This window comes from Armatimonadota bacterium (assembly GCA_031459765.1).
Lineage (GTDB): Bacteria > Sysuimicrobiota > Sysuimicrobiia > Sysuimicrobiales > Kaftiobacteriaceae > Kaftiobacterium > Kaftiobacterium secundum.
On the sequence record JAVKHY010000004.1, the window covers coordinates 151108 to 174953 of the forward strand.

General features: G+C 70.8%; 26 protein-coding genes and 1 tRNA gene. 23 read left to right on the plus strand and 4 right to left on the minus strand.

What is annotated here, in order from left to right; all coding sequences use genetic code 11:
- The first annotated feature begins 12 nt into the window (after positions 1 to 12).
- From QN141_07160 to QN141_07180, 5 genes are read left to right on the plus strand one after another with little or no spacing between them, the layout of a single operon-like run.
- Positions 13 to 993: an electron transfer flavoprotein subunit alpha/FixB family protein gene (locus tag QN141_07160; protein MDR7558251.1), complete on the plus strand. Its 981-nt coding sequence runs from the start codon at positions 13 to 15 to the stop codon at positions 991 to 993.
- A gap of 3 nt (positions 994 to 996) precedes the next feature.
- Positions 997 to 2976: a heterodisulfide reductase-related iron-sulfur binding cluster gene (locus QN141_07165; GenBank protein MDR7558252.1), complete on the plus strand. Its 1980-nt coding sequence runs from the start codon at positions 997 to 999 to the stop codon at positions 2974 to 2976.
- 4 nt (positions 2977 to 2980) lie between these two features.
- Positions 2981 to 4594 (plus strand): methylmalonyl-CoA mutase family protein, encoded by a 1614-nt coding sequence (locus QN141_07170; GenBank protein ID MDR7558253.1) that lies wholly within the window; start codon positions 2981 to 2983, stop codon positions 4592 to 4594.
- Complete coding sequence (locus tag QN141_07175) at positions 4594 to 5004, plus strand: cobalamin B12-binding domain-containing protein (protein ID MDR7558254.1); 411 nt, start codon at positions 4594 to 4596, stop codon at positions 5002 to 5004. The genes QN141_07170 and QN141_07175 overlap by 1 nt, the downstream gene beginning before the upstream one ends.
- Before the next feature lie 6 nt (positions 5005 to 5010).
- Positions 5011 to 5865, plus strand: coding sequence for a tRNA (adenine-N1)-methyltransferase (locus QN141_07180; protein MDR7558255.1), 855 nt, complete (start codon positions 5011 to 5013; stop codon positions 5863 to 5865).
- Here the strand turns inward: QN141_07180 and QN141_07185 are convergent.
- Positions 5809 to 7593 (minus strand): SLC13 family permease, encoded by a 1785-nt coding sequence (locus QN141_07185; protein MDR7558256.1) that lies wholly within the window; start codon positions 7591 to 7593, stop codon positions 5809 to 5811. The genes QN141_07180 and QN141_07185 overlap by 57 nt on opposite strands.
- A gap of 6 nt (positions 7594 to 7599) precedes the next feature.
- Positions 7600 to 8778 carry an acetyl-CoA C-acyltransferase gene (locus QN141_07190; protein ID MDR7558257.1) on the minus strand — a complete coding sequence of 393 codons (1179 nt, stop codon included), beginning with the start codon at positions 8776 to 8778 and terminating at the stop codon, positions 7600 to 7602.
- 130 nt (positions 8779 to 8908) lie between these two features.
- On the opposite strand from QN141_07190, the gene lysA reads away from it, so the two are divergent.
- Genes lysA through QN141_07225 form a run of 7 tightly spaced genes read left to right on the plus strand, consistent with a single transcriptional unit; the run spans position 8909 to position 14654 of the window.
- Positions 8909 to 10216: a diaminopimelate decarboxylase gene (gene lysA / locus QN141_07195; protein MDR7558258.1), complete on the plus strand. Its 1308-nt coding sequence runs from the start codon at positions 8909 to 8911 to the stop codon at positions 10214 to 10216.
- Between the two features lie 21 nt (positions 10217 to 10237).
- On the plus strand, positions 10238 to 10852 hold the full coding sequence (locus tag QN141_07200; GenBank protein ID MDR7558259.1) for a site-2 protease family protein: 615 nt from the start codon (positions 10238 to 10240) through the stop codon (positions 10850 to 10852).
- The gene (locus QN141_07205) at positions 10852 to 11565 is read left to right on the plus strand and encodes a segregation/condensation protein A (protein ID MDR7558260.1); all 714 of its coding nucleotides are present in this window, start codon (positions 10852 to 10854) and stop codon (positions 11563 to 11565) included. The genes QN141_07200 and QN141_07205 overlap by 1 nt, the downstream gene beginning before the upstream one ends.
- Positions 11562 to 12215 (plus strand): SMC-Scp complex subunit ScpB, encoded by a 654-nt coding sequence (gene scpB / locus QN141_07210; GenBank protein ID MDR7558261.1) that lies wholly within the window; start codon positions 11562 to 11564, stop codon positions 12213 to 12215. The genes QN141_07205 and scpB overlap by 4 nt, the downstream gene beginning before the upstream one ends.
- Complete coding sequence (locus QN141_07215) at positions 12215 to 13357, plus strand: D-alanyl-D-alanine carboxypeptidase family protein (protein ID MDR7558262.1); 1143 nt, start codon at positions 12215 to 12217, stop codon at positions 13355 to 13357. The genes scpB and QN141_07215 overlap by 1 nt, the downstream gene beginning before the upstream one ends.
- Positions 13354 to 14253, plus strand: coding sequence for a CoA ester lyase (locus QN141_07220; GenBank protein MDR7558263.1), 900 nt, complete (start codon positions 13354 to 13356; stop codon positions 14251 to 14253). The genes QN141_07215 and QN141_07220 overlap by 4 nt, the downstream gene beginning before the upstream one ends.
- On the plus strand, positions 14250 to 14654 hold the full coding sequence (locus QN141_07225; GenBank protein MDR7558264.1) for a PspC domain-containing protein: 405 nt from the start codon (positions 14250 to 14252) through the stop codon (positions 14652 to 14654). Before QN141_07220 ends, QN141_07225 begins: the two co-directional genes overlap by 4 nt.
- Before the next feature lie 4 nt (positions 14655 to 14658).
- On the opposite strand, the gene QN141_07230 is transcribed toward QN141_07225, so the two are convergent.
- Positions 14659 to 14994, minus strand: a complete 336-nt coding sequence (locus tag QN141_07230) for a tRNA-binding protein (GenBank protein ID MDR7558265.1) — start codon at positions 14992 to 14994, stop codon at positions 14659 to 14661.
- On the opposite strand from QN141_07230, the gene QN141_07235 reads away from it, so the two are divergent.
- Genes QN141_07235 through QN141_07250 form a run of 4 tightly spaced genes read left to right on the plus strand, consistent with a single transcriptional unit; the run spans position 14981 to position 18058 of the window.
- Entirely contained in the window at positions 14981 to 15877 is an 897-nt protein-coding gene (locus QN141_07235; GenBank protein MDR7558266.1) for an ABC transporter substrate-binding protein, read from the plus strand. The genes QN141_07230 and QN141_07235 overlap by 14 nt on opposite strands.
- A complete protein-coding gene (locus tag QN141_07240; protein ID MDR7558267.1) occupies positions 15874 to 16692 on the plus strand; it encodes a heme ABC transporter ATP-binding protein in 819 nt (272 codons plus the stop codon). Before QN141_07235 ends, QN141_07240 begins: the two co-directional genes overlap by 4 nt.
- Positions 16686 to 17363, plus strand: coding sequence for a (d)CMP kinase (cmk, locus tag QN141_07245; GenBank protein MDR7558268.1), 678 nt, complete (start codon positions 16686 to 16688; stop codon positions 17361 to 17363). The genes QN141_07240 and cmk overlap by 7 nt, the downstream gene beginning before the upstream one ends.
- Complete coding sequence (locus QN141_07250; protein MDR7558269.1) at positions 17360 to 18058, plus strand: lysophospholipid acyltransferase family protein; 699 nt, start codon at positions 17360 to 17362, stop codon at positions 18056 to 18058. Before cmk ends, QN141_07250 begins: the two co-directional genes overlap by 4 nt.
- Here QN141_07250 and QN141_07255 read toward each other — a convergent pair.
- Positions 18006 to 18935: a diacylglycerol kinase family lipid kinase gene (locus tag QN141_07255; GenBank protein MDR7558270.1), complete on the minus strand. Its 930-nt coding sequence runs from the start codon at positions 18933 to 18935 to the stop codon at positions 18006 to 18008. The genes QN141_07250 and QN141_07255 overlap by 53 nt on opposite strands.
- Positions 18936 to 18963: 28 nt before the next feature.
- Between QN141_07255 and ispH the strand changes: the two genes are divergently transcribed.
- From ispH to QN141_07290, 7 genes are all read left to right on the plus strand, one after another.
- Entirely contained in the window at positions 18964 to 19818 is an 855-nt protein-coding gene (ispH, locus tag QN141_07260; protein MDR7558271.1) for a 4-hydroxy-3-methylbut-2-enyl diphosphate reductase, read from the plus strand.
- A gap of 3 nt (positions 19819 to 19821) precedes the next feature.
- Positions 19822 to 21153, plus strand: a complete 1332-nt coding sequence (gene der, locus QN141_07265; GenBank protein MDR7558272.1) for a ribosome biogenesis GTPase Der — start codon at positions 19822 to 19824, stop codon at positions 21151 to 21153.
- Positions 21150 to 21770 (plus strand): glycerol-3-phosphate 1-O-acyltransferase PlsY, encoded by a 621-nt coding sequence (gene plsY, locus QN141_07270; protein MDR7558273.1) that lies wholly within the window; start codon positions 21150 to 21152, stop codon positions 21768 to 21770. The genes der and plsY overlap by 4 nt, the downstream gene beginning before the upstream one ends.
- A gap of 19 nt (positions 21771 to 21789) precedes the next feature.
- On the plus strand, positions 21790 to 22344 hold the full coding sequence (locus tag QN141_07275) for a GGDEF domain-containing protein (GenBank protein MDR7558274.1): 555 nt from the start codon (positions 21790 to 21792) through the stop codon (positions 22342 to 22344).
- Positions 22345 to 22392: 48 nt separating this feature from the next.
- Positions 22393 to 22469: transfer RNA gene (locus QN141_07280), tRNA-Pro, on the plus strand.
- Between the two features lie 150 nt (positions 22470 to 22619).
- Positions 22620 to 23078, plus strand: coding sequence for a phosphohistidine phosphatase SixA (gene sixA, locus QN141_07285; protein MDR7558275.1), 459 nt, complete (start codon positions 22620 to 22622; stop codon positions 23076 to 23078).
- A 241-nt stretch (positions 23079 to 23319) separates the two neighbouring features.
- Positions 23320 to 23511 (plus strand): hypothetical protein, encoded by a 192-nt coding sequence (locus QN141_07290; GenBank protein ID MDR7558276.1) that lies wholly within the window; start codon positions 23320 to 23322, stop codon positions 23509 to 23511.
- Positions 23512 to 23846 lie beyond the last annotated feature (335 nt).

Below are 23846 nucleotides of genomic sequence, written 5' to 3' on the forward strand. Positions count from 1 at the left end.
GAGCGAGAGACGATGCCCGGCATCTTCATCGTGGCCACTGCCCTGGAGGGCAGCCTGGGCCGGTCGGGTCTTGAACTCGTCGGCGGCGCCCGCACGCTCGCCCGGCCGCTCGACCTGGAGGTCTCGGCGGCCGTGCTCGGCCACGGGGCGCACCTGGCCGACGCCGTCGACGAGCTCCACGCCCACGGGGTGGGCAAGGTGTATCGCTGCGACCATCCCGCTCTCACCGCCGGGCAGAGTGAGGCGGTTCTGGCCGCGGTGGATCCCCTGGTCGGGCGGGAGCGCCCGGATATCGTTCTGGTCTCGGCCGACACGGTGGGACGGGAGGTGGCCCCGCGTCTGGCCTACCGCCACCGGGCGGCCCTGGCCACGGAGGTGACGGCGCTGGACGTGGACGGAACAGTGATCCTCGCCCGGCGGCAGGTCTATGCCGGCCGGGCCATCGCCACGCTGGCCATCACCTCGAGGCCGGCGGTCATCGCGGTCAAGCCGCGGGCGCTGGACGTGCCCGAGCGTGCCCCGGTCCGAGGGACCGTGGAAGAGGTCTCTGCGAACATCCCCTCGGAGCTGCGCCTGCAGGTCCGGGAGATCCACAGCGAGCGCGCCGAGGTCAGCCTGGACGACGCCGCGGTGGTGGTGGGCGGCGGCCGCGGGATCGGCGGCCCTGAGGGCTTCAAACTGCTGGCCGAACTGGCCAGGGTGTTGGGCGGCGCCGTGGGCGCCTCGCGTCCGCCGGCGGACGAGGGGTGGGTGCCCATCACCTGGCAGATCGGCCAGACGGGGAAGTCCATTCGGCCGAATCTCTACCTGGCCGTGGGCATCTCCGGGGCGGCGCAGCATGTGGCGGGTGTCTCGGGCGCCCGCACCATCGTCGCCATCAACAAAGATCCGGAGGCCCCGATCTTCTCGCTGGCCCACTTCGGCCTGGTGGGCGACTACCGGCAGATCGTGCCGGCCCTCATCGCACGCCTCAAGGACGCCGCGGGCACCTAGGGGATGGACATCACCTGGCTGCGCGGTCTGGCCGCCCTGCTGCTGCTCGCGCTGGCCGGGGGGATCGCCGGCCGCAAACTGTGGTTCGTCTACCGCCTGATCCGCCTGGGCCACGGGCCGGTGCCGCTGGCACCCCTCTCCCGGGGCCTGCGGCATCTGCTCGTCCAGGTGGTGGGACACACCAAGGTCTTCCGCCGCTTTACCTCGGGGCTGCTCCACCTGTTCATCTTCTGGGGGTTCCTGGTGCTGCTGACCACGATCCTGCAGGCCTTCGGGGAGGCCTTCGTCCCGGGCTGGACGCTGCCGGTGGTCGGCGAGGCGGCCTGGCTGGTCGCGCTCCAGGACCTCTTCATCGTCCTGGTCCTGGTCGGAATCCTCCTCGCCCTCTACCTGCGGCTGGTCGTCCGCCCGTGGCGGCTGCAGACCCAGGATCAGTTCGGCGCCTACCTCATCCTGGGGTTGATCACCGGCATCATGACCACTCTGCTGCTGACCCGGGCGGCCGGCATCGCCCTGGGCCGTGCCGGGTGGGCGCAGGCGGCCTTCGCCTCGCGCGCCGTCGCCGGGGGGCTCGACACCCTGCCGGAGGCCGCCGCCCGGGGGATCTTCGAAGTCGCCTGGTGGGTGCATCTGGGCCTCATCCTCTACTTCCTGACCTGGATTCCCGAGGGCAAGCACCTGCACCTCATCACGCTGATCCCCAACGTCCTGCTGCAACGGGCCCGCCCGCGCGGGGCGCTGGCGCTCCTCGACATCGAAGGGGCCCATCGTCTGGGTGCGTCGCGCGCCGAGCACTTCACCTGGAAGGACAACCTGGATGCCTTCGCCTGCATGGAGTGCGGCCGGTGCACGGAAGTCTGCCCGGCCAACAACACCGGCAAGGAATTGGATCCCCGCCGGCTTCATACTGATCTGAGGAAGCAGTTGACGGCGGTCGGAGCGCAGTTGTTGGCCGGGCGGTCATCTGACGACGTCGCCCGACCTCCTCTGGTAGGCGAGGTCTTTTCTGAGGCCTTCCTCTGGCAGTGCCTCTCCTGCGGCGCCTGCGTCGAGGAGTGTCCCGCAGACAACGATCACATCGACAAGATCGTGGAGATGCGGCGGTACCTGGTGATGGAGGAAGCCCGCCTGCCGGAGCCGATGACGCAGGCGCTGCGCAGCCTGGAGGCGCGCGGCCACCCCTTCCGCGGGGCGGCCGTGACCCGGACCGCCTGGACCGCAGGGGCGGAGGTGGCGCGGTTCGACCTGGGCGGCCGGGCGGAGTGGCTGCTCTGGGTGGGCTGCGCCGCCGCGCTCAACGAGGGCAACCACGCCTCGCTGCGGGCCCTGGTGGGGTTGTTGCGCGCGGCCGGGGTCGAGGTGGGCATCCTGGGCGAGGAGGAGACGTGCACCGGCGATCCGGCGCGCCGGATCGGCCACGAGTACCTGTTCCAGACCCTGGCCCGGCAGAACATCGCCACCCTGGCCCGCCACGGCGTGACGCGCATCGTCACCCCCTGTCCCCACTGCTACAATACATTGAAGAACGAGTATCCGGCCCTGGGCGGCCGGTACGAGGTGTGGCACCATACGCAGCTCCTGGCCCGCTTCATCGACGAAGGGAAACTCCGTCCGGCGCGGGGCCTGGCGCAGCGGATCACCTTTCACGATCCCTGTTACCTGGGACGCCACAACGGCGAGTACGCGGCGCCGCGGCGGATTCTGGACGCCATCCCGCAGGTGCGCCGCGTGGAGATGGCCCGGTGTCGCGACCGGGCCTTCTGCTGCGGGGCGGGGGGCGGTCTGTACTGGCACGAGGACCGCGCGGGCGAGCGGGTGAGCCACGTGCGCAGCCGGCACATCGCGGCCACCGGCGCCGACATCGTCGCCACGGCCTGTCCCTTCTGCGCCCTGATGCTGGAGGATGCCGGGAAGGCCACCGACGCCAGGGCGCATCCAATGGATGTGGCCGAACTCCTCCTGCGGGGCACGACCGGAGGGTGAGAAGGTGAGCGATCAGGAGCAGTCCGAGGAACGGTTGCCGCGCTTCACGACGATCTCCGGCCTGGAGATCGACCGGGTCTACGGCCCGGCGCACACCGCGCGCCTGGACTACGCCCGGGATCTGGGCGATCCGGGGGAGTACCCCTTCACCCGCGGGATCCACCCCACGATGTACCGCGGCCGCCTGTGGACGATGCGGCAGTTCGCCGGTTTCGGCTCGGCCGAAGACAGCAACCGCCGCTTCCACTACCTCCTGGAGCAGGGCCAGACCGGGCTATCCGTGGCCTTCGACATGCCCACGCTGATGGGGTACGACTCCGACCATCCCCGGGCCCTGGGCGAGGTCGGCCGGGAGGGCGTGGCCATCGACACCGTGGAGGACATGAAGGTACTCCTGCGGGACCTGCCCCTGAACCGCGTCACCACCTCGATGACGATCAACGCCCCGGCCAACGTGCTGCTGGCGATGTACCTCGTGGCCGCGGAGGAGGCCGGGTTCCTCTGGCCGGAGCTGGGCGGGACGACCCAGACGGACATGCTCAAAGAGTTCATCGCCCAGAAGGAGTGGATCGTCCCGCCCCGGCCCAGCATGCGCTTCATCCAGGACATGCTGGTTTTCGGCACACGGGAACTGCCGCGCTGGAATGTGATCAGCATCAGCGGCTACCACATTCGCGAGGCGGGCGCCACCGCGGTGCAGGAGCTGGCCTTCACGCTGGCCGACGGGATCGCCTACGTGCAGGCGGGGATCGAGGCGGGGCTGGACGTGGACGCCTTCGCCCCGCGGCTGAGTTTCTTCTTCGACTGCCACAACGACTTCTTCGAGGAGATCGCCAAGTTCCGCGCCGCCCGGCGGATGTGGGCGCGGATCATGCGGGAGCGGTTCGGGGCGACGCGGCCGCGGTCGTGGTGGCTGCGGTTCCACACCCAGACCGCGGGGGTGTCGCTCACCGCCCAGCAGCCGCTGAACAACATCGTGCGGGTAACCCTCCAGGCGCTGGCCGCAGTGCTCGGCGGCACGCAGTCCCTGCACACCAACTCCATGGACGAGACCTACGCCCTGCCGACGGAGGAGGCGGTGCGGGTCGCCCTGCGCACCCAGCAGATCATCGCCCACGAGAGCGGGGTCACCAACACCGTGGACCCCCTGGGCGGGTCGTACTTCGTGGAGGCGCTCACCGACCGGATGGAAGAGGAAGCCGGCGCGTACCTGCGCCGGATCGACGACCTGGGCGGGATGGTGCGCGCCGTGGAGCTGGGCTTTCCCCAGCGCGAGATCGCCGAGGCGAGCTTCCGCTTTCAGCAGGCCCTGGAGCGCAAGGAGAAGATCATCGTCGGGGTCAACGACTTTGTCATCCCCGAAGAGACGCCGATCCCCATCCTGCGCATCGACCCGGAGGTGGAGCGGATCCAGATCGACCGCCTGCGCCGGGTCCGGGCGGAACGGGACGGCGCTGCGGTGCGCCGGGCCCTGGACCGGCTGAAGCGGGCCATCGAGTCCGGCGAGAACACCATGTACCCGATCGTGGAGGCGGTGCGCGCCCGGGCCAGTATCGGCGAGATCTGCGACGTCTATCGTGCCGTGTACGGGGAGTACCGCGAGCCGGCGATCATCTGATGGCCGAGAAGATCCGCATCATCATCGCCAAGCCCGGGCTGGACGGTCACGACCGCGGCGCCAAGGTAGTGGCGCGGGCCTTGCGCGACGCCGGCTTTGAAGTGATCTACACCGGGCTCCACCAGACGCCGGAGATGATCGTCAACGCGGCCATCCAGGAAGACGCCGACGCCATCGGCCTCTCCATCCTCTCCGGCGCCCACATGACCCTGTTTCCCCGCGTCGTGGCCCTGCTCAGAGAACGGGGGGCCGGAGACATCGTCGTCTTCGGCGGCGGGATCATCCCCGAAGAGGACATCCCGGCGCTGCGGGCGGCCGGCGTGGCCGAGATCTTCACCCCCGGCACGTCGCTGGAGACCATCGTGCGCTGGGTGCGGGAGCACGTGCGGCCGCGGGGCGTGCGGGCCTGACCCGGCATGCGCGCTGGTCCCCTCCGCGCCGGCGAGCCGGTACTCCTCATCGACCGCAAGGCCCGGCGGTATCTGATCACCCTGAAGGGCGGCGGCAGCAGCGACCTGCGCGGCGGCAGGCTTCCCCACGACGACCTCATCGGCACCACGGAGGGCCGCTACGTCGTCTCCACCCGGGGCGAGCGGTTCCTGCTGGTGCGCCCCACGCTCGCCGACTTCGTCCTGGAGATGCCGCGGGGCGCGCAGGTGATCTACCCCAAGGATCTCAGCGTGATCCTGCTGGCGGCGGACATCTACCCCGGCGCGACCGTGCTGGAAGCGGGCACCGGCTCGGGGGCCCTGACGATGGCGCTGCTGCGGGCCGTGGGGGCGGACGGGCGGGTCTACTCCTACGAGGTGCGCGAGGAGTTCGCCCGGACGGCCCGGCGGAACATCGAGCAGTACCTGGGGCCGGCGCCCCAGCTGGTGATGCGGACCCAGGATATCTATGAGGGCATTGTGGACCGTCCGCTGGACCGGATCGTCCTTGACGTCCCCGAGCCCTGGCGCGCCGTGCCCCACGCGGCCGGCGCGCTGCGCGAGGGGGGGATCTTCCTCTCGTACCTGCCGACGGTACCGCAGGTGATGGAGCTGGTCCGGACCCTGCGGGCCGCCCGGGTCTTCGCCCTGATCGAGACCACCGAGACCCTGCTGCGTCCCTGGAACATCGACGGAGCCAGCGTCCGCCCGGCCCACCGCATGGTCGGGCACACGGCCTTCATCACCACCGCCCGCCGGATCCGTCCCGCGGCGGAGGGCCCGGTCTCAGCGGAGGGGCCAGAGGAGGGGGATGAGGAGCAGGCTGAGGCCCCCGAGCAGTAAGGCGAGCGGCAGGCCGAGCCGCACGTAATCGGCCAGCCGATAGCCTCCCGGTCCCATCACCAGCAGGTTCACCGGATTGCTGATGGGCGTGAAGGTGGTTCCGGTGGCGGCGATCACCGCCATGACGAAGGCGTGGGGGTTGCCGCCGGTGGTGGAGGCGATCTGCACGGCGACAGGCGCCAGGAGCACGGTCGCCGCCACCGACGGCATCACCTGGTTGGCGACGATGCCGACGGCGAGCAGGACGACCAGGGCGGGGAGGGTCCCGCCCCCCACCGCAGCCAGGACGCCTCTGACGATCTGGTCGGCGGCTCCCGTGGCGGTGAGGGCGGTGCTGAAGGGAAGCATGGCGCCGATGAAGACCAGCGACCGCCAGTCCACGAACTGGTAGACCTCTTCCGCCGAGAGGCAGCCCGCCACCACCACCACGGCTGCGGTGAGCGCGGCGACGGCGATCTCCACCCCGGCGGTGCCGAGCAGGATCATCAGCAGGAGGGCCCCGACGGCCCACGGCGCCCGGGCCGGTCGCGGCGGCAGGGTCTCCTCCGGTTCCAGGACCAGGAAGTCGGGGTCGTTGCCGAGCAGGCGGAGCCGATCGCGGCGTCCCTGGACCAGCAACGCGTCTCCCAGCTGCACGGGCAGGTCCACCAGTCCGGTTCGCCTGGGCCGCCCCTCGCGCCAGATGGCCAGCACGTTGACCCCGTACTTCTCTCGAAAGTCCACCTCGCGCAGCGTCTTGCCCACCAGGGAGCTGCGCGGCGCGAGAATCACCTCCACCACCCGCACCTCCGGCGACTCCAGTCCGTCGACTTCGACGGAGTCGCGCTCCCGGACGTCGTCCCTGCTGAGGCGGCCGGAGCGCAGGAGATCATCGAGGCGCCCCTGGACGAGCAGGAGGTCCCCGGGCAGCACCCGGTCCTGCGGGGAGGGCGCGACGACCCGCCGGCGGTGTCGGGTGATACTCAGCACCGTCACACCCCAGGCCGAGCCCAGCGCCGCCTCCTCCAGCGTCCTGCCGGCGAGCGGCGAGTTCGGCGCTACGCAGATCTCGAAGAGACGCTCCCCGAGCCGGTACAGTTCACTCCACTTCCGCCGCCGGCGGTACTCCGCCGGAGCCGCGGATGGGAGCCACCGCCGTCCGATCAGCGCGATGAAGGCCAGTCCGGCGAGCAGGAACGGTCCCCCGATGGGCAGGAGCTCGAAGAAGCCCAGCGGGCGCAGGCCGTGGTCCGCCAGGATCCTGCTGGCAATGAGGTTGCTCGGTCCCGCGATCAAGGTGAGGTTGCCGCCCAATCGGGTGCCCAGAGCCAGCGGTAGGAGCAACCTCGACGGGCTCACCCCGGCCTCGCGCGCCGCGGCCATCGCCGCCGGCAGCAGAACGGCCATGGCGCCGATGCTGTTCATGACGCCCGAGAGCAGGCCGGCCACGCCGCCAAGGGAGAGAATGAGGAGGACCTCGCTGGCTCCGGCCAGGCGCACCAGGCGGCGGCCCAGGGCGGAGGCGACTCCGGTCCGTTCCAGAGCGGCGCTCACCACGAAGACGGCGCCGACGGCCACCAGGACAGGAGACCCGAACCCGGCGAACGCAGCACGGGGGTCGAGGACGCGGAAGAGGATCAGGGCGAGCAGGGCGAGGACGGCGACGGCGTCGGGCCGCCACCGACCCGCGGCGAAGGCCGCAATGGCGGCGGCCAGGGCGCCGACGGTGAGATACCCCGCCGAGGTCACTGCGCGCTAGAGGCGTTCCACGGCCAGCGCCACCGCCTCTCCGCCGGCGAGACAGATCGAGGCCACCCCCCGCCGCGCCTCATGCCGCGCCATGGCGTACAGCAGCGTGGTCAGGATCCGCGCCCCGCTGGCCCCGATGGGATGACCGAGGGCCACCGCGCCGCCGTGGACGTTCACCCGCTCATAGGGCAGCCCGAGGTCGCGGCACACCCCGATGACCACCGCGGCGAAGGCCTCGTTGATCTCGAAGAGGTCGACGTCGCTTATCGACCAGCCGATCTTCTCCAGCAGCTTCCGCGTGGCGTGGGCCGGCGCGATGGTGAACCACTCCGGAGCCAGCGCCGCGCCGGCCTGGCCCACGATGCGGGCCATCGGGCGGAGGCCTCTGGTCCTGGCCACGTCGGTGGCAGCCACGACCACGGCCGCGGCTCCGTCACTGATGCTGCTGGCGTTCGCCGCGGTGACGGTCCCGCCTTCCTCGAAGGCGGGCCGCAGCTGCGCGATCTTCTCGAACTTCACCCGGCGCGGTTCCTCGTCTTCGGCGACGACCGCCGGTTCGCCCTGGCCCGGCGCCCCCTCGACCCTGACCAGTTCGTCGGCGAAGGCGCCGGAGTCCATCGCGGCGATGGCGCGCGAGTAGCTGAGGCGGGCGAAGTCGTCCTGCTCCTGCCGCGAGATGCGATACTCGCGGGCCAACAGCTCCGCGCAGTTGCCCATGTGGATGTTCCGGTAGACGTCGACGAGCCCGTCCCGCAGAATGACGTCGGTGACCGTCCCGTCACCGAGGCGGTATCCGGATCGCGCTTTGGACAGGAGGTAGGGCGCGGCGCTCATATTCTCCATCCCGCCGGCCACCGCGAGGTCGGCGTCACCCACGGCAATGGCTTGATGGGCGAGCATCACCGCTTTCAGGCCCGAGCCACACATCTTGTTCACCGTAGTCGCGGGGACGGAGTGGGGCAGTCCGGCGAACAGCGCGGCCTGGCGGGCGGGCGCCTGGCCGAGCCCGGCGCTCAAGACATTGCCCATGATGACCTCGTCCACATCGGCCGGGGTCAGACCCGCGCGCCGCACCGCTTCGGCGATGGCGATGCTGCCGAGCCGGGGGGCGGGAATGCCGGCCAGCCCGCCCAGGAATCGTCCCACCGGAGTCCGCACCGCGCTCAGGATCACGACGTCGCGCATAGGAGCACCTCGTCTGTTCCAGTGTACTGCGCGCTCCGGCACAGCGGCAATCGTGCGCCGGCCCGTCCCCTGGCCGCGGCCGCGCCCGCCGCGTTGACACCTCCGCGGCGGGGCTGGTAGACTCGGCGCGATGCGCACCGTTCCGCCCCACGGCTTTCCGGTCAACGCCGCGGGCCATCTCACCGTGGGCGGCGTGGACGCGCTGGAGCTGGCCGGGGAGTACGGGACCCCCCTGCACGTCCTCGACGAAGATCGCCTGCGCGCCAACTGCCGCGAGTACCGGGACCTGCTGAGACAGGCCTATCCCCGCAGCCGCGTGGTCTTCGCCTCCAAGGCGTTGTGCGTGGGCGCGACCTGTCAGATCGCCCATCAGGAAGGCCTGGGGATCGACGTGGCCTCCGGCGGCGAGCTCTACACGGCGCGGCGCGCCGGCATTCCCGCCGAGGACCTGGTCTTCCACGGCAACAACAAGACGCCGGAGGAGATCAGCTACGCCCTGCGGGAGCGGGTCGGCCGGTTCGTCGTGGACAATGAGGACGAGCTGAGCCTGCTGGACGAGCTCACGGCCAGGACGGGGACCACGGCCGACATCCTGCTGCGGATCACCCCGGGGATCGAGCCGCACACCCACCGGGCCGTCCAGACCGGCGGAGTGGACTCCAAGTTCGGCTTCGCCCTGGCCGACGGGGCGGCCGACCGGGCCGCCGCGCGGGCGGCCGCCCTGGACCGCGTGCGGCTGCGGGGCCTGCACGCGCACGTCGGCTCGCAGGTGTGCGATCTGGAGCCGTTCCGTCTGGAGGCCGCGGCATTGGTGGAGTTTGCCGCGCGTCTGCGGGATGCCCTGGCCATCGCCGTGGAAGAACTCAACCTGGGCGGCGGGCTGGGCATCCGGTACCTCTCCAGCGATGAGCCGCCGTCCAAGGCGGCCTATATCCGCACTCTGGTGGACACCGTGCGGGCGAAGGTCGAGGCGCACCGTCTGACCCCGCCGACGCTCTACATCGAACCCGGTCGCTCCATCGTGGGAGACGCCGGAGTGACCCTGTATCGGGTGGGCGGGGTCAAGACAATCCCGGGCGTCCGCACCTATGTGACGGTGGACGGGGGGATGTACGAGAATCCGCGTCCCGCCCTCTACGGGGCGCGGTACGAGGCGGTCCTGGCCGCCCAGCCCCTGGCCGGGCCGGTGCAGACCGTGGCCCTGGCCGGACGGTGCTGCGAGTCCGGCGACGTCCTGATCTGGGAGGCCCGCCTGCCCGAAGTGCGCCGGGGCGACATCCTGGCCGTGTTCAGCACCGGCGCCTACCACTACTCCATGGCCAGCAACTACAACCGCTTCCCGCGCCCGGCGGTGGTCCTGGCCGGGGGCGGCCGGGCACGGGTCATCGTGGAACGGGAGGACTACGACGACCTGGTCCGCAAGGACGTTCTCCTCTAGTCCCCGAAGCAGTCCGGCGTGATGCGCCCACTCGGCCTCGCCGATCTCTTGCCCGTGCTGGTGGCGCTGGTCGTCGCGGCGACGGTGCACGAGTTCGCCCACGCCTTTGTCGCCGACCGGCTCGGTGATCCCACGCCGAGGAGCCGGGGCCGGCTCACCCTGAACCCTCTGGCGCACCTCGATCCGGTCGGATCCCTGATGATCCTGCTGTTCCGCTTCGGCTGGGCCAAGCCGGTGGAGATCAACCCGGCGCGCTTCCGTGACCCGCGCCGCGGCACGATCCTGGTGGCCGTGGCAGGCCCGCTGGCCAACGTGACCCTGCTCTTCGTGCTGGGCGTCCCCTACAAAGCCGGGCTGATGGATCCGGGGGGCACGGTCTTCGACCCTTTCCTCCTGACGACGATCTGGATCAACGCCATGCTGGCCGTCTTCAACCTCATCCCCGTCCCGCCCCTGGACGGCTCGAAGATCGTCCTGGGACTGCTGCCCCCGGCCTGGGCCGCGCGCTACGCCCGGCTGCACCCCCTCGGCGTGCTGGTGCTGCTGGCGCTGGTGCTGACCAACGCGGTGGCAGGGGTCGTGCTGGTGCCCATGCGCTGGTTGATGGCGCAGGCCACCGGCGGAGGGATCTTCTGATGCCGGGTTACACCGTCACCCTGCCGCAGTTTACCGGCCCGCTGGAGCTGCTGCTCACCCTCGCCCAGCAGGGGCAGGTGGACCTGCGCGAGATCCCGCTGGGCCAGATTGCCGAAGACTATATCGCCGCATCCGGGGCGGCCATCGACCTGGAGGAAGCGACCGAGGTCCTGTGGATGCTGGCGGCGATGATCGAGATGAAGTCTCGCCTGCTGGTCCCCAAGGACGAAGCACCGGTGGAACCCCTCGAGACCGAAGCGCCTCCCTCCGATCTGGAAGAGCGGTTGGAGGGGCAACTGCAGGAGTACCGGGCGTTCAAGGAAGTGACGACCGCGCTGCGCGCGCTGGAAGAGTATCAGCGGAAGGTCTTCGCCCGCCCCCGGGAGGGGGAGGCCGGAGAGGTCCTCCTCGAGGGCGTCACCGTGGACGATCTGTTCCGCGCCTTCCAGCAGGTCCTGGAGCGCGCCCGGGAGCAGGTCGGCGAGATCCCGGCGGAGGAGATCAAGGTCGCCGACCGGATGGACGCCATCCTGGACCGTCTGGCGCAGCGGCCCGACGGCGTGGCGTTCGCCGAACTCTTCGGAGAGCGCGCCGGGACCCTGGAAGTCATCGTCACCTTTCTCGCGCTGCTCGAGCTGATCAAGCAGCGGCGCGTGAGGGTCCAGCAACCCAGGCCCTTTGCGCCGATCCGGCTGGCGCTGGTCACGCCATGAGGGTGGAACAGGAGGGAGCGGCCACGACCGACGAGGGGGCGTCCCCGTCCACCGTGCCCGGGGCGGAGGACCGCCGCCACCTGAAAGGTGCGGCCGAGTGTGTGCTGCTGGTGGCCGCGGGTCCGGTGACCCCGCAGCAGCTGGCGGAGACGCTGGGCGTGCCGGTCGATGTGGCCGTCGATGCCGTGCAGGAGCTCGCGGCCGATTATGCCGGTCGCGGGCTCCAGATCCAGAACGTGGCGGGGGGCTTCCAGCTCTGCACCCGGCCGGAGTTCGCGGAGTACGTCCAGCGCTTCCTGCGACTGGACTTCCAGGAGCCCCTGTCGCAGGCGGCGCTGGAGACTCTGGCCATCGTCGCCTACCGTCAGCCGGTCACCCGCGGCGAGATCGAACTCGTCCGGGGCGTGCGCAGCGAGCATGTGCTGGAGCGCCTCGTGGCGCGCCGCCTCATCCGTGAGGTGGGACGCAAACCGACGGTCGGCCGCCCCATCCTCTACGGCACCACGGAGGGGTTCCTGCGTCACTTCGGCCTGCGGGACCTGTCCGACCTCCCCCCGCTTCGGGGCAACGACCCCCGGGCCATGCTATCCGGTCGGACCGACCGCGCCGAGGATGAGGAGACGCCCCCCGCGCACACCGGGCCCGCCTGATGCCGCTTCGCCTGGTCCTGACGGCCACGACCGTGTCCCTCGTCTTCGGCGCGCCGGTCTCGACGTTCGCGGAAGGGGTCGCGCCGGCGGCGGGGGCGGCTCCGCCCGTCCTGGCCGCATCCGCCGCCGTCCTGCTCGACGGTGCCCAGGGACGGGTGCTGTACGCCCTGGCTCCCGAACTCCGGCATCCTCCCGCCAGCACGACCAAGATGCTGACGGCGCTGCTCGTGGCCGAGTCCCTGACCCCCGCGACGCCCGTGACCATCAGCCCGCGCGCCGCGGCCGAACGTTCCGGGGCGGCGATCGGACTGGAGGCGGGCGAACGCTGGTCCGCCGACGAGTTGATGCGCGCCATGCTCATGCACTCCGCCAACGACGCCGCCGTGGCCCTGGCGGAAGCGGTGGCCGGCTCGGTAGAGGCCTTCGCCGACCGGATGAACCGCCGGGCTCGGCAACTGGGCCTGCGCCGGTCCCACTTCGTCACGCCGCACGGCCGGTACCATCCGGAGCACTACAGCACGGCTTATGATCTGGCGCTGCTGGGTCGGGCCGCTCTGGCCGTGCCCTGGATCGCGGGCATTGTCCGCACCCGGACCTGGGAACTCCGGGGCCACGGCGAGCGCCGGCAGGTGATCAACACCAACACCCTGCTCTGGCGATACCGGGATGCCGACGGGATCAAGACGGGGTGGATCGCGGAGTCCGGGCCGTGCCTGGTCGCCTCCGCCACGCGCGGCGGATGGCGGCTCATCGCGGTGGTCCTGAACAGTCCGCAGGTGTTCCGGGATGCGGCCGCACTCCTCGATTACGGGTTCGCCGCCTTCACTCGGGTGCGGGCTGCCGCGGCGGGGGAGGTGGTGGGGACCGTCGCCGTCCCCAACGGAGCGCGCGACCTGATCCTGGCGGCAAGAGACACCGTTGTCGTCACGATCCCCAGGAACGCGCCGCTCTCCCGCACCCTCGCGCTGTCCCGGACCAGGGCTCCCATCGCCCGGGGCGAGGTGGTCGGAGCGTTCCTGCTGACGACCGGCGGCGAGGAGGTGGGCCGTGTCACCCTGGTGGCCGCCGCCGTCGTCCCCCCCCGCGGGTGGCCGGCGCGGCTGTGGTGGTGGCTGCGGCAGGCGGCGGGGAGGGTGCCGTGACGGGCACCGCGACAGGCCCCATCCGCCTCCTGCGCTCGATGCTCTTCGTCCCGGGCGACCAACCCCGGATGATTGAGAAAGCCCGCGGTCTTGCAGCGGACGCCATCATTTTGGACCTGGAGGACGGCGTGGCGGCCCAGCACAAAGCGCGGGCCCGCACCGAGATCCGGGCCGCCCTCGACGGGGGGATGCCGGAGGCCCTCTCCGTCTGGCTCCGGCCGAACGCGCTGACCACGGGGCTGCTGGAGGAGGACCTGCTGACCTGCCTGCGTCCGGGGCTGGCAGGCGTCGTCCTCCCGAAGATCAGGCATGCCGACGAGGTGGCGCTGGTCGACGGACTGCTCTCCCGTCTGGAGCGGGCCCGTGGGATCCCCCACGGGAGTCTGGCCCTCGCCCTGCTGATCGAGACGCCGCAGGCCGTCCTCCATGCCGAACAGATTGCCGGGGCGTCTTCCCGGGTGGAGGCGCTGCTGTTCGGGGCCGATGACCTGGCCGCGGAGATGGGGGTGAGCCGGACTCCCTCCAGCGAAGAGGTGCGTCTGCCGCGCGCTGATGTCGCCCTCGTCGCCCACGCCGCGGGATGCGAGGCCGTCGACATCGTCTACACCGCGGTACGGGACCCCGAGGGTCTCCTCCGCGAATGCCGCGAAGGCCGGATCCTGGGCTACACTGGGAAGCAGGTGATTCATCCCGCGCAGATCGAGCCGGTCCACGCCGTTTTCTCCCCCTCGGAGGAGGAGGTGGCGAAGGCGGCACGCATCGTGGACGCCTACCGGACGGCGTCCCGCGGGGCCGTGGTCGTGGATGGCCGTATGGTGGACCTGCCGATCGTCCGACAGGCGCAGCGGGTCCTGGCGCGGGCCGGGCAGATCGCCCGCAAGGCGGCACCGCCGTGAGACGCATCCTGTACCGCTCGAGGTCCGACCGGTGGATCGCCGGGGTCTGCGGAGGGCTCGGCGCGTTCTTCAACGTGGACAGCAACGCGATCCGCGTCCTCTTCGTCCTGCTGAGCCTGTGGCACGGGGTCGGGGCCCTGGTGTATCTGGTGCTGGTCCTGACCCTGCCCGACGAACCGATCAGGGAGGCGGTCTCGGAGCCCGGGCTCCCGCCGCCGGAGGAGGAGCCCGAGGCCCAGCGTCGGGCCAGGATGCTCGGAATGGGACTGATGGTCGGAGGAGCCTACCTCCTCCTGCGGCAGGTTCCCGGCTTCCAGGCGATCTTCCAGGACGTGGGGGTGGGGGTGATCCTCATTGCCGGAGGCATTCTGCTGCTGCTCCTCCGCCCGCGTCAGCGGTAGGAGGTCAGGCGATGCGACCGCCCAGCTCGGCTTCCCGATCCGGCTGCAGGAGCACGATCCGCCCGCCGCGCTCCACCACACCGAGGGTGAGGACCTCGGAGACGAAGTCGGCGATCTGCTTGGGCGGGAAGTTTATCACGCAGACGACCTGGCGTCCGATCAAATCTTCCCGTGCATAGAAGGGTCGGATGGCCGCCGAGGATCGTTTGACGCCGAAGGGACCGAAGTCGATCGTCAGCCGATATGACGGCTTGCGCGCCCGAGGGAAGTCGTCCGCGGCGATGATTCGGCCGACGCGCATCTCCACCCGCTCGAAGTCGTCCATCGTGATCCGGGCCATGGGCGTCCTGTGGGGGGTTTGCCTGATCGCCGCCCTCCTCCTGCCGGACGTCCCTGCCGGCGCGGCGGCGGGCGGAGCGTCCGTCACCGTGACGGATGCTCTAGGACGGCGGGTCATCCTCCCCGCACTTCCGAGGCGTATCGTCTCCGTCGCGCCCAGCGTGACCGAGATCCTGTTCGCCCTCGGCCTCGAGGCCCGGATCGTGGGCCTGAGTTCCGCCGACGACCACCCGGCGGAGCAGGTGGCGGGCAAGCCGCGCGTGGGCGGGGTGATCCTGGATGTGGAGCGGATCATCAGCCTGCGACCCCAGCTGATCCTCGGGGTGGCCTCCCTCCAGCGCGATCAACTGGAGCGTCTGATCGCCTTCGGCCTGCCGGTGGTGGCGGTGGACGCGGCCACACTGCCGGAGGTCTACGCCCAGATTGCGTGGATCGGACGGCTCACGGGGGCCAACGAGGCGGCCGCCCGGCTCATCGCCACCATGAGGCAGAAGGAGCAGCGTGTGGCCGCCGCGGTGCGGGGACGGCCGCGGCGACAGGTGTACGTCGAGGTCTCAGCCGACCCGATGATCACCGCGGGGGAGGGGACCGTGGTGTCCGATCTCGTCACCCGCGCTGGCGGGGTCAACGTTTTCGGCGACGTGACCGGCTGGGTGCAGGTCAGCGAGGAGGCGGTCCTTCGGCGCGATCCCGAGGTCATGGTGGCCGCCTATCCCCGCGGCCGCCCCCTCATTCTCCGACGCCGGTGGCAAGGGGTGAGGGCGATCCGGACCGGCCGGGTGGGGGAGGTGCCCGCATCCCTCGTCTCGCGTCCGGGGCCGCGCCTCGTGGACGGACTCCACGCGCTGGCCGAGATCATCCACCCCGAGGCCTTCGGCCGATGACCCGTCCGGCGATCGTCCTGCGGGATCTGGTGTGCCGGTACGGCGACATCCCCGCCCTGGACCAGGTCAGCCTGACCGTCGTCGCCGGAGAGTTTGTCGGAATCGTCGGGCCCAACGGCAGCGGGAAGACGACGCTGCTGCGCGCCGTCATGGGGATGGTGCGGCCCGTCCGGGGAACGGTCTTCCTGGACGGCGCCGAGGTGCGCCGCCTCAGCGCACGGCAGATCGCGCGGACCGTGGCCCTCGTGCCGCAGCGTCCCCACCACGGCTTCGGATTCACCGCGCTCGAGATCGTGCTGATGGGCCGGGCGCCCCACCTGGGTGCCCTGGACCGTGAGGGGCCGGCCGACCTGGCTGCGGCCCGACGGGCGATGGAGCAGACACAGACCTGGCACCTCCGGCACAGACCGGTGGACGAGCTCAGCGGCGGAGAGCAGCAGCGCATCCTGCTGGCCCGGGCCCTGACGCAGACGCCGCAGGTGCTGCTCCTGGACGAGCCGACCGCACACCTGGATCTCCATCACCAGGTGGCGATGATGCGGCTGGTCCGGGAGTTGCACCGGGGAGGGCTGACCGTCGTGGCCGCGCTGCACGATCTCAACCTGGCGTCGATGTTCTGCGACCGCCTGGTCCTGCTCCACGAGGGTCGCGTGGTGAGCGTCGGATCGCCGGAGGAGGTGCTGACGGCGGACCGACTGCGGTCGGTGTACGGGGCCGAGGTTATGGTCTGCCGTCATCCGGCCACCGGGCGCCCCCTGGTCCTGGCCCTGGTCCCGCAAGGGGACCTCCCGGTCGCCGAGAACAAGGAATGGTAACCCGCCGTCGTCCGGTCATCGCCATCGACGGCCCGGTAGGGGCGGGAAAGAGCACCGTGGCCCGGATTCTGGCCCAGCGTCTGGGCTATCGGTACGTGGACACGGGCGCGATGTACCGGTCCGTGGCCTGGCAGGCCGAACGGCTCGGTATCGATCTCCGCGCCGAGGACGAGGTGGCGGAGGTGGCGCGGTCGCTCCGCGTGGAGTTTGTGCCCACCCCGGCGGGACAGCGCGTCGTCGTCGACGGCACCGATGTCACCGAAGCGATACGCAGCCCTCGGGTCAGCGAGGGGGCGTCGATCGTCAGCGCCTATCCCGCGGTGCGCCGGGCGATGGTGGCGCTCCAGCGCCGGATGGGCGCGGACGGTGGAGTGGTGATGGAAGGTCGCGACATCGGGACGGTGGTCTTCCCGGATGCGGAGGTCAAGATCTTCCTGGACGCTTCCCTGAAGGAACGGGCGCGCCGGCGGTACGAGGAACTGCGCGCGCGGGGGGAAGGGGCCACCTTTGAGAAGGTTCTGGCCGCCCTGCGGGAGCGGGACCAACGGGACTCCACGCGTCGCCACTCGCCGCTGCGCGCCGCGCCCGATGCCCTGGTCGTGGACTCCACGCACCTCACCGTGGACGAGGTGGTGGAGCGAATCCAGCGATACCTCGCGGAACGCCGATGACCGTGTCCGCCGCCTTCCCGCCCCGCCCGCTGGGTCCGGGGGCCCGCCTCCTCCGGTTCCTCGGGGGGCTGTGGTACTTCTTCTGGGGCAAGATGATCATCACGTGGACGCTGTGGCTGCTCTTCCGCGTGCGGGTCGAGGGGCGGGAGTTCGAGCCGCGCCGTGGAGGCTTTCTGGTCGCCGCCAACCATGCCAGCGCCCTGGATCCGCTGCTGGTGGGCGGGGCGCTGCGTCGGAAGGTGTACTACATGGCGCGGGACGATCTGTTCCGGATCCCGGTGCTGGGCGCGTGGTTGCGGTCGATGGGAGTCTTCCCGGTCCGCCGGGGACAGCCCGACCGCAGGGCGCTGCGCACCTCGATGCACCTGCTCGAACAGGGGGAAGGGGTCATCATCTTCCCCGAGGGGACCCGCAGCCGGGACGGGCGGTTGCGGGAGCCGCAGCCCGGGGCGGCGATGATCGCGCTGCGGACCGGCGCCATCGTCCTCCCCGCCGCTGTCATCGGGAGCCACCGCATTCTTCCCAAGGGGGCGCGCTGGCCGCGCTTCCGCCGGGTGACGGTCCGCTTCGGCCCGCCCGTTGCCGTGCCCAGGGTTGACGGGCGCCTCGATCACGCCGTCCTGGCCCAGTGGGGAGCCCGGATCATGGGTGCGATCGAGGCGATGCTGCCGCCTGAGCAGCGGCGGGGACCATGACGTCGATGGCCTGAGGGACGGCGCGGAAGACGGCGGGGACGCGTCCTACCGTCTCGCCGTCGGCATGGATGGCCAGCGGGACCTCGCTTTCCACCACCACTTCGCGGGCACTCAGGTGCGTCACTTTGCGGTGGCGGAGGTGCGCTCCGGAGAACACTCGCGGCAGCAGGCCCAGGGTTTCCATCCGGCCCAGGTCCCGCGCCGTGATGACCTCCAGGCGGCCGTCGTCGGGCCGGGCGTGGGGGGCCATGTACATCCCGCCTGCATACCACGCGGTGTTGGCTGCGGCCACCAGGAAAAGGCGGAGGCGCTGCTCGGCGCCGTCGATGCGCAGACGCGTCGGCGCACAGCGGTAGGTGACGAGCATGGTCAGGATGGCGGCGATGTAGACGGCGGTGCCGCCGATCCACTTCGGCCAGCTGTTCACCTTGGCCGCCACCTCGGCGTCGAAGCCCACGCCAGCGATCCCCGCGAAGTACCGGTCGTTCACCTGCCCGACGTCCACCCGGCGTCGTCGTCCGTTGAGCAGGACTCTTCCCGCCGCCAGGGGATCCTTCGGCACCCCGACGCCTCGCGCGAAGTCGTTGCCCGTGCCCCCGGGGATGATGGCCACGGCCGGGGGAGAGGGCACCCGGGCCCGCAGGATGCCGTTGATCACCTCGTGCACGGTGCCGTCGCCGCCCACCGCCACGATGACCTCGTAGCCCCGGCGGGAGGCCTCCTCGGCGAGCGGAATGGCCAGCTGCGGCCGGTCCTCCACGACCTCGTCGAAGGACAGACCGGCGTCGCGCAGCGCCGACCCCACCGTCCGCCACGCCCGGACGGCGCGTCCCCGGCCTGCGGCCGGGTTGAGGATGACGAACATGCGTTGCGGCATGCCTCCCCCCTATGTATGCTAGGGAGCGATGGAAATCCTCGTCGCCCGGCACATGGGCTTCTGCGGCGGCGTCAAACGCGCCGTAGAGATGGCCGCAGGGGCCGCCGCCGGCGCCGCGGGCCCCGTGGTCACCTGGGGACCGCTGATCCACAACCCCCAGGTGGTCCGGCGCCTGGCCGCCGACGGCGTCCAGGTCGCCGAGGATCTGGACGCGCTGCGGGGGGAGACCTTCGTCGTCTCCGCCTACGGCGTGGAGCGCGCGGTGTTGGAGACCGCCCGCCTCCGCGGGATGCGCATCGTGGACGCCACCTGTCCCGTAGTGATCCGGGCCCACTCGCTGGCCTTCAAGCTCGTCGAAGAAGGCTACCAGCTCATCGTCGTCGGCGACCACGGGCATCCCGAGATGGTCACCCTCAAGGAAGTGCTGGGGGACCGGGTCACCGTGGTGCACACCCGCGAAGAGGCGGCGGCGGTCAGGTTGCGCGGGCGGATCGCCGTGATGTCGCAGACCACGCAGTCCGAGGAGAACTTCCGGCAGATCGTCGGCGACCTGAGCATCCGGACGAAGGAACTCCGCGTGGTGAACACGTTGTGCCCGGCGATCACCGTGCGGCAGCAGGAGGCTGAAGCACTGGTGGAGGAGGTCGATGCACTGGTGATCATCGGCGGCCACCACTCCTCCAACACCACGCGCCTGGCCGAAATCGGCCGCGCCCACGGCCTGCCCACCTACCACATCGAGGTTCCCGAGGAGCTCAACCCGGACTGGTTCGTGGGCGTCCGGAAGGTCGGCGTGATGTCGGGGGCCAGCACCCCGGAATGGATCATCGCCGACATCGTCGCCCGGCTGAAGGAGATCGACCTCGCGCACAGCGCAGTATAAGGCGTGAGCCTGCCCGTCGTCGCCATCGTCGGCCGCCCCAACGTGGGGAAGTCGGCCCTCTTCAACCGGCTGATCGGTCGGCGCTTGGCCATCGTCGAAGATCAGCCCGGCGTGACCCGGGACCGCTTGTACGCCCGGACCTCCTGGCGGGAACGGCACTTCACCGTGGTCGACACCGGAGGATATGTCTCGGAGGCCGGGGAGCCGATCACGGACCGGGTGCGCGCCCAGATCGAGCGGGCGATGGAAGAGGCCGACGTCATCCTCTTCACCGTCGATGCCGGCAGCGGCGTGCAGCCCGAGGATCGCGAGATCGCCCAGCGCCTTCGCGAAGGCCGCCGGCCGGTGGTGCTGGCGGTGAACAAGGCCGACCGCCCCGACCATCCCGGGGTCTACGAATTCTATGCGCTGGGGCTCGGCGATCCGCACCCTGTCTCGGCCCTGCACGGCCTCGGGATCGGCGAGCTCCTGGACGCCGTGATCGGCCTGCTTCCCGAGGCGGTCCCGGAGGACACGGAAGGCGAGGCGGTGCGGGTGGCCATCGTCGGACGGCCCAACGTGGGGAAGTCCTCCCTGCTCAACGCCGTCCTCGGCGAGGAGCGGGTCATCGTCGACAGCCGCCCCGGGACGACCCGCGACGCGGTGGACACGCCTTTCCGGTGGCGGGGACGCGACTTCGTGCTCATCGATACTGCCGGGCTGCGACGCAAGGCCCGGATCGACCGGCGCCTGGAACGCTACAGCGCCGGCCGCGCCCTGGGGGCGATCGACCGCGCCGACGTGGCGGTGCTGGTCCTCGACGCCCAAGAGCCGGTGGTGGAACAGGATCAGGAGATCGCCCGCTACACCCGGGAGCGCGGCCGCGCGCTCGTCGCCGCCGTCGCCAAGTGGGATCTCGTCAGCGCCTCCCCGCAACTGCACCAGGCCGCGCAGGAGCGCCTGCTGGCCGGCCTGCGCTTCGTCCCGTACGCGTTGCTGGTGGCCACCTCCGCCGTGCGGGGGTGGGGGATCGGCGCCCTCCTCGGCGCCGTGGCCCGGGCCGCGGAGGCCCACGCCCGACGCGTGGCCACCGGCCCGCTCAACCGGCTCATTGCGGAGGCGGAGGAGGCGCACCGGCCGCCGGCAGACCGGACGGGCAGGCAGGGGAAGATCTACTATGCGACGCAGCCGTCGGTCAGGCCCCCCACCGTGGTCTGCTTTGTCAACGATCCGTCCCTCTTCCCGGAGGAATATCGCCGGTATCTCGAACATCGCCTGCGCGGGGCCTTCGACTTCGCGGGAACGCCGATCCGCCTGGAGTTTCGCCGTCGCGAGCGGGGGAGCGGGGCGGCGTGACCATCGCGGCCGTCATCGGCGCCTACCTCCTCGGCGCGGTGCCGACGGGGCTGTTGCTCATCCGCCTCCTGCGCGGGGTGGACATCCGGGCCTACGGCAGCGGAAACATCGGCGCGAGCAACGCCTTCCGGCTGGCGGGGCCCTCCGTCGCCGCGGCCGTGCTGGTCCTGGACACGGCGAAGGGAGTTGTTCCGGTCCTCCTCGCCCGGAGCTGGGGGCTCACCCCAGCGGCGGTCGTCCTGGTGGGACTGGCCGCCATCGCCGGCCACGACTGGTCGCCCTTCCTGCGCTTCCGCGGAGGGAAGGGGGTGGCGACGTCGCTGGGGGTCCTGCTGGTCCTCTCCCCGGCGGCGGCCGCGGTGGCCGTCGCCGTCTGGGCTGTGGTGATTGCCGCCACGCAGGTCGCCTCGCTGGCCTCGCTGCTGGCGGCGGCGGCGGTTCCCGGAGTGATGTGGTGGAGGGGCGAGCCCGGCGAGCACCTGGGCTTTGCCCTGGTCGCTCTGGCCTTGGTGACCTTTGCTCACCGCGCCAACATAGGCAGATTGCTCCGGGGCGTCGAACTGCGTATCACAGACCGGCGGGACGAGGTGACTGGCCCGCCGGAGCGTCGGGCATAGTACCGGTGAGATGTGGCCGATGTCGAACGAGTGGACAACCGTGCTGTTGGCCGTGGCCGTGGTATCGCTGCTCCTGGTCGTCCTGGGTCTGCGGCAGGTGGTGTTCCGCCGGCTGGCGGACCGGTCGATCCGCGACCCGGAGACGGGGGTGTACACCTCCGACTTCATCCGGGAGGTGTATCAGTCCGAACTGCGCCGCGCCGAACGCACGGGCGTGCCCTTCTCCGTGGCCCTGGTCGCTCCCCATCTCCCGACAGAGGCGGGACAGCATCCCACGGAGCGTGACGGCCTGGCCGCCTCGATCGCCCACTGGTTGCAGCAGCACCTTCGGGGCAGCGACTATGTCGGCCGCCTCGCCGACAGCCGCTTTGTGGTGATTCTGCCCGAGACGTGGGAGGACGATGCGCGATCGGTGGCGGCCCGCATCAGCTCGGCGTTCCACCTGAAGGGCCGGGAGAGCGCCGGATGGCTGTCCTGCGACATCGGGATCGCCACCTGGCGGCCGGAGGCCACCGACGTCTGGAACCTCGCCGAGAAGCAACTGCAGCGGATGGGCGCCTCCGCCCGGAACTGACCACCGCCACCCGCGTCGCCCCGCCCATGCTATAATGGCCCGGGACGTCGGGCCGTAGCGCAGCATGGTAGCGCGCCTGAATGGGGTTCAGGAGGTCGGCGGTTCAAGTCCGCCCGGCCCGACCAGGACTGATACGGAGGATCAGCGATGCCGGGGTTCCGGCATCGTTTCTCTTTGCCCCGAATGTACCCTGCACACAGGCGGCCAGGCGGTCCCCCCGATATCCAGGGACATCAGGCGTCCGGAGATGTCCAGCGCGGGTGAGGTGAGTAGGCGTGAGGCTGTACCTCGTGCAGCACGCCGAGGCGAGGCCTGAAGACGAAGATCCAGCCCGACCGCTGACGGAGAAGGGCTGGCAGGATGCGCGGAGGGTAGCGCGTCACCTCGCCGGCCGCGGGGTACGCCCGCCACGCCTCGTCCACAGCGGCAGACTGCGCGCGCGGCAGACCGCGGACGTCTGGGCTGAGGTCCTGCCCGCCGCCGAGGTGGCCGCGGCGCCGGGACTGGATCCCAACGCCGATCCCTTGATCTGGGCCGAACGCCTCGAAGCTGAACGTGATGATCTCATGCTGATCGGACATCTGCCGCACCTGCGCCGGCTCGCCGCACGGCTGTTGTGCGGCGATGCGGAGAAGGGCGTCGTGGCTTTCCGCAACGCCGGAGTGGTCTGCCTGGAACGGGATGCCGCCGGCCACTGGTCACTGCAGTGGGCGATTGTGCCGGAGATGATCTGAGACGGAGGACCGATGTGCTCCCGGCGGAATCGCGCGCGAAGGGATCAGATTTCTATCAATCTTCCATCACTCTTCAGGCCGTCGGAAGAACTCTTTCTGTTCAGCGGAACATCGGTGTGTTAGAATGCGTTCCCAAGGATAGCCCCCCTGACGGTCACGCACTGCAGGAACGCGGGCGGAACGGGTCTGCGCCGCGCTGGAGGTGTCCGTGATGGCCGTGAACGTCGGCAGGATGCGTCTGATGACGACGCCGGTCGCGCAACGGGAGGTACGGGTGCGCACGGCGGCCGAGATGTGGCGTCGGGTGCGCGAGCTCAACGAGAGTGACGCCGATCGGGCCAAGATCACTGCCGCCTATCTACAGCTGGGAGACGTCGTCGAACTGCTGCCGCCGCAGTACCGGCTGGCCCTCGGCGGGTCGATCATCGCCTGAACCAGCGGTCTTCCAGCCGGTACCGAGGGTAGGCTGGCTCTGACTTAGCAATCGAATCTGCGCTTCCATAACTATCTCCAGGATCAGCCCCGGTCGGGTGCTGTGTGTACAAACCCGCAGCAATCCCCGCCTTGTCGATGCGCGGAGGAGCCTTCGACGACAGGACGAATTCCGGCCGGTAGGGCTGGGGCAAAGGACTGTCACGCGCGGCGGTCGGTCCAGGATTCTGTCCAAAGAGAGCGCTCACCACATGCCGACTGCGGGCCTGCTGACCAGGAAGGTCGCGGCCGTCGCACCGTTGATCTTCTCGGCCGTGCCAGCTAGAAGGATCGGAA

Coding starts and splice junctions, on each gene's coding strand:
- QN141_07160 (MDR7558251.1), top strand. CDS start 13: ATGCCCGGCATCTTCATCGTGGCCACTGCCCTGGAGGGCAGCCTGGGC.
- QN141_07165 (MDR7558252.1), top strand. CDS start 997: ATGGACATCACCTGGCTGCGCGGTCTGGCCGCCCTGCTGCTGCTCGCG.
- QN141_07175 (MDR7558254.1), top strand. CDS start 4,594: ATGGCCGAGAAGATCCGCATCATCATCGCCAAGCCCGGGCTGGACGGT.
- QN141_07180 (MDR7558255.1), top strand. CDS start 5,011: ATGCGCGCTGGTCCCCTCCGCGCCGGCGAGCCGGTACTCCTCATCGAC.
- QN141_07190 (MDR7558257.1), bottom strand. CDS start 8,778: ATGCGCGACGTCGTGATCCTGAGCGCGGTGCGGACTCCGGTGGGACGA.
- lysA (MDR7558258.1), top strand. CDS start 8,909: ATGCGCACCGTTCCGCCCCACGGCTTTCCGGTCAACGCCGCGGGCCAT.
- QN141_07200 (MDR7558259.1), top strand. CDS start 10,238: ATGCGCCCACTCGGCCTCGCCGATCTCTTGCCCGTGCTGGTGGCGCTG.
- QN141_07205 (MDR7558260.1), top strand. CDS start 10,852: ATGCCGGGTTACACCGTCACCCTGCCGCAGTTTACCGGCCCGCTGGAG.
- scpB (MDR7558261.1), top strand. CDS start 11,562: ATGAGGGTGGAACAGGAGGGAGCGGCCACGACCGACGAGGGGGCGTCC.
- QN141_07215 (MDR7558262.1), top strand. CDS start 12,215: ATGCCGCTTCGCCTGGTCCTGACGGCCACGACCGTGTCCCTCGTCTTC.
- QN141_07230 (MDR7558265.1), bottom strand. CDS start 14,994: ATGGCCCGGATCACGATGGACGACTTCGAGCGGGTGGAGATGCGCGTC.
- QN141_07240 (MDR7558267.1), top strand. CDS start 15,874: ATGACCCGTCCGGCGATCGTCCTGCGGGATCTGGTGTGCCGGTACGGC.
- cmk (MDR7558268.1), top strand. CDS start 16,686: ATGGTAACCCGCCGTCGTCCGGTCATCGCCATCGACGGCCCGGTAGGG.
- QN141_07250 (MDR7558269.1), top strand. CDS start 17,360: ATGACCGTGTCCGCCGCCTTCCCGCCCCGCCCGCTGGGTCCGGGGGCC.
- QN141_07255 (MDR7558270.1), bottom strand. CDS start 18,935: ATGCCGCAACGCATGTTCGTCATCCTCAACCCGGCCGCAGGCCGGGGA.
- ispH (MDR7558271.1), top strand. CDS start 18,964: ATGGAAATCCTCGTCGCCCGGCACATGGGCTTCTGCGGCGGCGTCAAA.
- QN141_07275 (MDR7558274.1), top strand. CDS start 21,790: ATGTCGAACGAGTGGACAACCGTGCTGTTGGCCGTGGCCGTGGTATCG.
- QN141_07290 (MDR7558276.1), top strand. CDS start 23,320: ATGACGACGCCGGTCGCGCAACGGGAGGTACGGGTGCGCACGGCGGCC.